Source organism: Deltaproteobacteria bacterium (genome assembly GCA_019309545.1).
Lineage (GTDB): Bacteria > Desulfobacterota > Desulfobaccia > Desulfobaccales > Desulfobaccaceae > Desulfobacca_B.
This window is the reverse complement of record JAFDGA010000072.1, coordinates 1-3,149: the sequence shown is the minus strand read 5'-3', so window position 1 is coordinate 3,149 and position 3,149 is coordinate 1. Positions and strand designations below refer to the sequence as shown.

Below are 3,149 nucleotides of genomic sequence, written 5' to 3'. Positions count from 1 at the left end.
AGATGAACCCGGCCACGCCCGAGACATCATTGATGCGCACTGTTACCGCCAGTCGATCGGGCTGCAGAATCCCTCCCAGTCCCGCGGCAGTGCCCTCCGGGGCAAGTTTGGTAAATAACAACGGCTCGCCTTTGCTGACCGGCACCATCACCACCCGATCCTTGACCTGGTCAAAGCTGCGGATGGCTTGGGGGGGAATAATGTCGGAAGGCCAGGAGACCTCCCGCACCAGCCGCTTCACCAGCAGGGTGCCGGGGTTAATATCGGTTTCGGCGATCAATACCTGACCGCGGGGGACTTCCGCGACCTCAGGCCTGGTCTTCATGGTGATATAGCGGTGGATAAGAACGGTAGCAACCAGAGCAATGACGACGGACAATAACAAAAATCCCAGTCCTTTGCTGATCTTCATAATGGAGCCTCGCTCTCAATTTTGATGCGGCCAGGTATTGGCCGAGGCGTAATTTATGGCGCCCTCCAAGCCGGCATTTTTATCCAGTCTTTTGACCGGGCTTGATAAATCAAGCTCCTACAACTATATACTTGACTTTATATTGGGGTTGCCGGTATCCTTTCCTGCTCTGATAATTCCCGTTAACATAAATCAGTTAATTTATCAAATGGAATATCCAGTCATTCCGCCGGAGGAGGCGGTATCCTAGCGTTTGGGCCTGGATTAGGGCGGGTTATCGCCGCGAGGGTGTAATTGGCTGAGGATCTTTGATTAATTCAGGCCTCGGAAGTAAATGATCACCATTCCCAAAGCCAGCGCCAGGCCGTAGGGCAGGCCTGGGGTTTTGGAAATCTCCGGGGGGTGAGGGTCAACCCCGCCATGTCGGCACAGGATGAAGTTTAAACAAAAGACCGCGGCCTGGCGCAGCTTCTGCCATAACAGACCGCGCCACCATAAGGCCGCTAAGGCCATCAACCCGCCGACCAGGGCCATATAGACAAAGAGGTACACGGTCAGTTTGGGCCCCAGCCAGGCCCCCAGGGCGGCCAGGGCCTTGACGTCCCCGGCCCCCATGCCCCCCATCAGATAAGGCACTATCAGGAGGGCCAGACCTATAATCAGGCCCACCACACCGTCCGCCACACCTACCAGGCCGTGCGCCCAACCCTGATAAAGCAGTCCGGCCAGGGCGGTGCCCAGGGTGAGATAATTGGGAATCCGCCGGGCTTTCAGGTCGCCGGCGGCCATCCACAGACTGAGCAGCAGGGGAAACACCAGGTAGCCCTGGCTTCCCACCCAGTTAATAGAGGCAGTGAACATCAGGGACGATACGACCTCCGGTCATGATTAAGTAGAGTAATCCAACCTCCCCTGGCCTGAATTCATGACGCCACCCCAGCATCATCAAAGATAAGAGAAGCTATGATAGCATATTCAATGGAGGTGACCCCAGACTCGTCGGCGCCAAAATTTTTCCACATGGGTGCACCTCATATCCTTAACGGTAGTCCCAGGCTTAACCCCCAGATCCTGGAAGGTCTTTTTATACAGCAGGCCATAGATGATTGGGGGCCTTATACCAAGTTGCGATCAAAGAGCTAAAATGCCCCCTCACCCTCGCCCTCTCCCCCGCCGGCGGGGGAGAGGGGATAAAGGAGGGATTTTTAGGGGTTCCCTCCCCTAACCCCCTTTACTAAAGGCGGGTCAATGGAGATTTTATAAGGGTAATTAGTTCTGAGACCGAAAGCAGGGCCCGAGCAAAAAACCCGGGCCCCTCTGGGCGGCAAGACCTTTAACCCGCTTATTGTAATTGTCCTGATATATTAGTAAATATAGTGTTTAGTGACGTACCTACGGCTGTCACGGCTACAATTATCGCCACCGCGATCAACGCGGCGATCAGGCCGTACTCAATGGCGGTGACGCCGGACTCGTCTTTAAAGAACTTTTTGATTCTCTCCATTTTTGTCCTCCTAAATTTTTTCCAGCTCAATGGCTTGGGTGGAATGGTTCACGTTTATAATCCTTAAACGGACCTAAGTAAATTATTTTGGACGTACGGCCCTTCACCTCCTTTAAAATTTGGGTTTCCGGATACTTTGGGCCTCCCTGCCCGGCTTTATATGTTCCTTGAGCCTGGGCTCATTGCCGGCCCAAGTCTTTCCTAACGGTCTTATCGGCCCGTGATCACCCATACTTTAATCTGAACGAAACTTACGCAAAACCCGGGCCAGCTTTGAACAACATCCGCCCCTGACTAGAACTCCCCGGCCTAATCGACCAGTACCGGCCGTTTCGGGTCAAGGTTACTCCACCGGCTGCCGCCGATGCCGGTGTTGGCACCCGGCTGGACCTCTTCGACAAATTCCATGGTGATGGATTTTTTCCCCTTTCCTTCACTGGCAGGCTGGGCATCATATATTTTAACCTTGATAAACCTGAGAATGGGAGCGCCGGGTGGATTGGCCACGTGCTCCTCGACCACCGGCACTATAGCATCAATAGGCCCATTTTCATCGAGTACGCCCTTCAGATGTTCTAATTCGACATTTATAACCCCGTTGTTGGTCCTGATGCCGTCGTCCTTATAGAGCGGCTCACGGACTACCTCTCCATCCAGTAATTTTTGAACCTCAGGTCGGTTGGCCGAAATCTCGTCATCCAGAGAGGTCCAGTAGCCATAATCCAAAATCTTTTTATCCCCTTCCTCATATTTAACACCGGGCGTATTGATAAAGATTTCTTGCGGCCCTGTGCCAAAAAGAGAATCTGCTATGTCGTCCTTGATAGTAAACGGGAACAGTTCTTCGGGATTATAAGCGGCGCCGCTCATCCCGGAGATGGCGGTGGCGGTGGCCCTCACCATCAGGTTGTTGACCCCCAGCAGCGGGCCAAACCACAGGTTCAGGTTTTTGCTGGCCCACACCTGGACGGCATTGGCATGTTTTTCCGCTTCTTCACCGCTGAGGGGAGTGAAGGTCCGATATTTTTCCGGGATATTAGGGTTCATGCCCCATTCCCCGACTTGGGCGGTAATATTGCCTAATTCCTGTAATTCTCCATCCACTTTGTTTTTTTGGGCATAATTTTTGGCGGTAACCACCGCGCCGGAACAATCTTTTACCCCAACTTCGGGGAACATGGCCATGACCCCGGCCAGGGCCCCGGCATCGACGGCGCGCTGTAATTCTGCCTG

4 protein-coding genes are annotated in these 3,149 nt (G+C 53.5%); all 4 read right to left on the bottom strand.

Features of this window, described 5'->3' with window-relative positions; translation table 11 throughout:
- Positions 1–412, bottom strand: a 412-nt coding sequence (cpaB, locus tag JRG72_11610; protein ID MBW2135850.1) for a Flp pilus assembly protein CpaB, incomplete at its 3' end; no start/stop codon positions are given.
- A gap of 312 nt (positions 413–724) precedes the next feature.
- A complete protein-coding gene (locus tag JRG72_11605) occupies positions 725–1,273 on the bottom strand; it encodes a prepilin peptidase (GenBank protein ID MBW2135849.1) in 549 nt (182 codons plus the stop codon).
- 481 nt (positions 1,274–1,754) lie between these two features.
- Positions 1,755–1,916 carry a Flp family type IVb pilin gene (locus JRG72_11600; GenBank protein ID MBW2135848.1) on the bottom strand — a complete coding sequence of 54 codons (162 nt, stop codon included), beginning with the start codon at positions 1,914–1,916 and terminating at the stop codon, positions 1,755–1,757.
- 309 nt (positions 1,917–2,225) lie between these two features.
- On the bottom strand, positions 2,226–3,149 hold a 924-nt coding region (locus JRG72_11595), incomplete at its 5' end, for a hypothetical protein (protein MBW2135847.1).

Excerpts from the sequence above, each read along its gene's own strand:
- JRG72_11605 (MBW2135849.1), bottom strand. The coding sequence starts at position 1,273 with ATGTTCACTGCCTCTATTAACTGGGTGGGAAGCCAGGGCTACCTGGTG.
- JRG72_11600 (MBW2135848.1), bottom strand. The coding sequence starts at position 1,916 with ATGGAGAGAATCAAAAAGTTCTTTAAAGACGAGTCCGGCGTCACCGCC.